Source organism: Psychrobacter sp. 16-MNA-CIBAN-0192, assembly GCF_040309565.1.
In the GTDB taxonomy this organism is placed as follows: Bacteria; Pseudomonadota; Gammaproteobacteria; order Pseudomonadales; family Moraxellaceae; genus Psychrobacter.
Window position 1 is genome coordinate 1 of sequence record NZ_JBEOOX010000288.1, and the last position, 269, is coordinate 269.

At 40.1% G+C, this 269-nt stretch carries 1 protein-coding gene; it reads left to right on the top strand.

The annotated features are described in order from the left end of the window. Window positions 1–84 precede the first annotated feature (84 nt). Window positions 85–269, top strand: a 185-nt coding sequence (locus tag AAEY78_RS13285; RefSeq protein WP_352339773.1) for an aldolase/citrate lyase family protein, incomplete at its 3' end; no start/stop codon positions are given.

The window sequence follows — 269 nt, forward strand, 5'->3', positions numbered from 1 at the left end:
GAATAAAGCATGCCAGCATCTATTGTTAAAAAATTTTCCAATATCAAAACATGGTTATTTGTTCCAGCCACTCGCATAGATAGAGTGGGAAAAGCCTTTGCCAGTGGGACAGATGCAGTGATTGTGGATTTAGAAGATGCGGTTGCTACAACGGACAAAGTGCAAGCTCGCAAAGATTTACAAGTTTATTATAATAGTCAGGCTTATCAGCCGATTTGGGTACGCATCAATAAAGCAGGTAGTGAGGAGTTTTTCAAAGACGTAGTGCT